Consider the following 3979-nt stretch of genomic DNA (forward strand, 5'->3'; position numbering starts at 1 on the left):
ATGCTTGGAAAAATTAAAAATAAGTCCTTATATTTGCACCCGCATTCAAGGAAAGAATATGACTCGATAGCTCAGTTGGTAGAGCACATCACTTTTAATGATGGGGTCCTGGGTTCGAGCCCCAGTCGGGTCACAATTAAAGTGATCAACACATAATTTCCTTGAAGCATTGACTCGATAGCTCAGTTGGTAGAGCACATCACTTTTAATGATGGGGTCCTGGGTTCGAGCCCCAGTCGGGTCACAAAAGGTTGTTCGCCATCGCGAATGACCTTTTTTATTTTAAGGCCACGTGGAGAAACGGTAGACTTGCCATCTTGAGGGGGTGGTGCTCGTAAGGGCGTGTGGGTTCAAATCCCACCGTGGTCACTTTAAAATCATTAAACTGCTAACAAACAGTAGTTTAATGATTTTTTTTTATTGTAATTATACTAAAATTATCCATTTTACTGTTTTCTTTATCCAGTTTAAATCAATCCTCAGCAACACAATTTCCCTGCATTCTATCCTATTCTCATATCGGTATTTTAAAAAATATCAATTTTTTGGCTCAAAAATTGATTAGATTTGGTAGTTTTATAAACCAAATTATTTTTTAACAAACAATCTACACCATAATGAAAAAATTATTATTATTTTTCTTCCTACTTATTACTGCTTTTGGATACAGTCAAACAGCCGAAGATTATTTCGATCAAGGAATGAGTAAATCAAATGCAGGAAATGCCAAAGGATCAATTGCTGAATTTACCAAAGCCATCAATAAAAAACCAGCTTTTGAAGAGGCTTATTTAAATAGAGGACTTGCTAAACTAAGTTTAAATGACCTTAAAGGTGCATTAGCTGATGTCAACAAAACCTTAGAATTAAATCCTGAAATGGCCTATGCTTATACGACAAGAGCTAACATCAATTATAAACTTAATGATTACAAAAGCGTAGTAACTGATTGCACCAAATCACTTTCTATCAATCCTAAAGATTACATATCATATAACTTAAGAGGATTGTCATACAATCGCTTAAACGACAAGAAAAACGCCTGTGCCGACTTTGCAGCAGCAATAAAGCTAGGAAGCCAAAGTGCAGTTCAAAACAAAAAAATGTTTTGCAAATAGATTTTATAAAACAACATCATAAAAATACCCCAAGAAAGTAAATTCCTTGGGGTATTTTATTTTTGTCTCTAAGCAGCTTTACCCAAACAATAAAACACGCTTAAACCACTCCGTTAGACTTTGAATAATAGAATCATTCAATTCGTGCTTCAATTAGATGTATACTTCTTGCAATTTAACCAGTGTCCTTAAAATATTTTTAAAAAGTGCGACCATTTGAATAGTAGAAGTAATTATTGAACAAACCTTTTTACTTCTTTTATCTCTAAGCCAAAGCTACATAAATTAGTATTTCATACTTAATTTGCCCTAAACACGAATAGCTTAATCTAACGCTTTCAATATACCTTCAGGCGCTGAAGACAAATACATTTGATTTTGAATTCCATCTATTGCTTTAGAATCATTAAAATATGCAGGCGATTTTTCAGGATTTTGCTTCAGCATTTTACCTGTTCCTGTTATTTTACCGATAGCTGTACTAAAATAAGGCTCCGATGTCTCTCCCAAAACACCTAGGTTAGCATAATCCTCTTTTAAAAGATAATCCGGCGAAATACCATTAAAATAATCTCCAAACCCTGCTGAATTAGCAATTTTTAAAACAATTGGTTGCATTGCGTAACGGTGATTTGGATTTCTATTTTCCTTACCAAAAGTAGGAGAATCATATAACGTTACTGATCCTACATTTTTACCTACAGTGATATCCCCAATTTGAACCACGGTCATATAGGGTTTCAATCCATTTATTACTAATTCACTTGCCGAAGCCGTACTTTTAGTGGTTAGGATATATATTTTATTTAATCCCAAACTATTAATGGTCGTTGTTCCTATTTTGTCTGTAAACTTATTCTTTAAAGCCTCAGGATTATTAGATTCGAAATAAGAGTTAATTTTACTATTCCAAACCTGTTTTGCAAATACTTGCCCCGTATATTGACCGGTAATCATACTAGCTAACCTAGTAGCAGTCAAAACTGATCCACCTGAGTTATAACGCAAATCCAAAACAAGATCCGTTACACCTTGTGATTTTAAACTACCAAAAGCCGTATTTAGATCGGTGTCATACTCCGCAAAAAAACCATTATACATTAAATAGCCTATTTTTTTCGCACCCACTGTCACTACTTTGTTAATTAGAATTGGGTTTTCGGCCACAGTAGTTTTAGTCAATGACACTGACCTCCCATTAGGAGTGATTGCTCCACCATTATAACTCGCTAAATTTAAGGTTCTGCTTTCTAGGGCTAACAAACTGGTATAATTGCTAACAGTCAATTGTGTTCCGTTTACTGCATAAAATAAATCTCCCCTTCTTATATCCTTAGACGCGGCGTCAGAATTAGGAATAATGTAGCGCACGAAGCCGAAAATTTCTGTGCTGCTACCTGGTTTATAAACAAGACCATACTCTACTCCATCGTTTTTAGTAACCCCTTGAAGCGCTCCTTCTAATTGCAAATAATCGTCGACTATCCAACTAAAACGATCGATAGACTTATCAACTCGTAATGCATCAAACAGCTTTTCTGGCACAGGATAACCTGCTAAAAAACCATTTAATTGAGCTTGAGAGGCAAAACGATCATCGGCTAAATTAGGCACGTCAGCTTGCCACAAATAATATTGATTTAATCCTTTCCAAATAAAATCTTGAACTGCAAGATTAGGTGGTACTGAAGAGGTATCATCATTATCCTGACAGCCTTGCAGTATAAACAGAGATGCAAAAAGTAAAAAGAAATATTTAATAGTAGGTCTCATATCGTTCTTGTGTTTATATCATGAACGTAAAAATACTATCTTTAGTTTTAATATTTTTTTATTTTTTACTTTTTGTAACAAAAGTTATTGTCAATCGTCTTCCTTATATACGCGACGCTCTAAATTAATTTTATGAATCAAAACGATTTTGTTTTAGTAATTAATCCTTTTCGAGACAAGATCTTCCGATTAGCTAAACGCTTACTCGTTAGTACCGAAGAAGCCGAGGACGCTGTACAAGAAGTTATCGTGAAACTTTGGAACAGAAAAAAAACACTAGACGAGTACAAAAGCATCGAAGCATTTGCGATGACGCTAACTAAAAATTATTGTTTAGATCAATTAAAATCAAAAAGGGCAGGGAATTTGAATGGTACTAATACCAATCATAAAGAAAAAAGCAGTTCGCTAGACGAAAAAATTGAAAACGAGGACAGTTTGAGATGGATTAAAAAGATAATTAATCAGTTACCTGAACAACAAAGGATGGTTATTCAATTAAGGGATATTGAACAATATGAATTTGCTGAAATTGCAAAAATTGTAGAGATGAACGAAAGTGCCATCCGAACCACATTATCAAGAGCTCGCAAAATGATTAGAGAAAAAATGCAACAAACACACAATTATGGAATTAAATAAAATCACTCTTTTACTGGATAAATATTTTGATGGAGACAGCAATACTAAAGAAGAGGCTTTATTGAAAGACTATTTTTTATCAGAAACTGTTGATCCGTCTTTAGAACACTACAAGCCGTTATTTAGGTTTTATGCAGCTGAAAAAGACACCAAACAACCGGTACATTTAAAAATAGTACAAACTAAAAAAAGAAAGACTAATTGGATTTTAATCGCTGCCTCGGTTGCTGTTATTTTGGGTATTGGAAGCTATACTTTAATGCAGTACAACAACAACTACATTACCAACAATCAAAGCGAACTAGGCACCTACAATGACCCAGAAGTCGCTCTTAAAGAAACTCAAAAAGCGTTGGCTTTGCTATCAACTCATGTAAACACCGGAGTTGAAGGCATGCAATACATACAAGAATTTGAAAATACCAAAAATAAAATATTTAATCCTT

4 protein-coding genes and 3 tRNA genes are annotated in these 3979 nt (G+C 34.2%); 6 read left to right on the forward strand and 1 reads right to left on the reverse strand.

What is annotated here, in order from left to right:
- Nucleotides 1-60: 60 nt before the first annotated feature.
- The 4 genes from P8M54_RS16270 to P8M54_RS16285 all read left to right on the forward strand — a co-directional run bounded on the left by P8M54_RS16270 (nt 61) and on the right by P8M54_RS16285 (nt 1118).
- A tRNA-Lys gene (locus P8M54_RS16270) sits at nt 61-133 on the forward strand.
- A gap of 38 nt (nt 134-171) precedes the next feature.
- Nucleotides 172-244 (forward strand) — tRNA-Lys (locus tag P8M54_RS16275).
- A 42-nt stretch (nt 245-286) separates the two neighbouring features.
- A tRNA-Leu gene (locus tag P8M54_RS16280) sits at nt 287-369 on the forward strand.
- A 248-nt stretch (nt 370-617) separates the two neighbouring features.
- Entirely contained in the window at nt 618-1118 is a 501-nt protein-coding gene (locus P8M54_RS16285; RefSeq protein WP_300289101.1) for a hypothetical protein, read from the forward strand.
- 324 nt (nt 1119-1442) lie between these two features.
- Here the strand turns inward: P8M54_RS16285 and P8M54_RS16290 are convergent, their stop codons facing one another.
- Complete coding sequence (locus P8M54_RS16290; RefSeq protein ID WP_300289102.1) at nt 1443-2891, reverse strand: S41 family peptidase; 1449 nt, start codon at nt 2889-2891, stop codon at nt 1443-1445.
- A gap of 132 nt (nt 2892-3023) precedes the next feature.
- Here P8M54_RS16290 and P8M54_RS16295 point away from each other — a divergent pair, with 132 nt between their 5' ends.
- Both P8M54_RS16295 and P8M54_RS16300 read left to right on the forward strand, forming a co-directional pair.
- Nucleotides 3024-3533 (forward strand): RNA polymerase sigma factor, encoded by a 510-nt coding sequence (locus P8M54_RS16295; RefSeq protein ID WP_300289103.1) that lies wholly within the window; start codon nt 3024-3026, stop codon nt 3531-3533.
- The coding region (locus tag P8M54_RS16300) for a hypothetical protein (protein WP_300289105.1) at nt 3520-3979 on the forward strand (460 nt) is incomplete at its 3' end. The genes P8M54_RS16295 and P8M54_RS16300, both read left to right, overlap by 14 nt.

The sequence above is a fragment of the Flavobacterium sp. genome (assembly GCF_029242675.1).
Taxonomy (GTDB): Bacteria; Bacteroidota; Bacteroidia; order Flavobacteriales; family Flavobacteriaceae; genus Flavobacterium.

Bases quoted from the DNA above. Each gene is read 5' to 3' on its own strand.
- P8M54_RS16290 (WP_300289102.1), bottom strand. From the start codon at position 2,891: ATGAGACCTACTATTAAATATTTCTTTTTACTTTTTGCATCTCTGTTT.
- P8M54_RS16295 (WP_300289103.1), top strand. From the start codon at position 3,024: ATGAATCAAAACGATTTTGTTTTAGTAATTAATCCTTTTCGAGACAAG.
- P8M54_RS16285 (WP_300289101.1), top strand. From the start codon at position 618: ATGAAAAAATTATTATTATTTTTCTTCCTACTTATTACTGCTTTTGGA.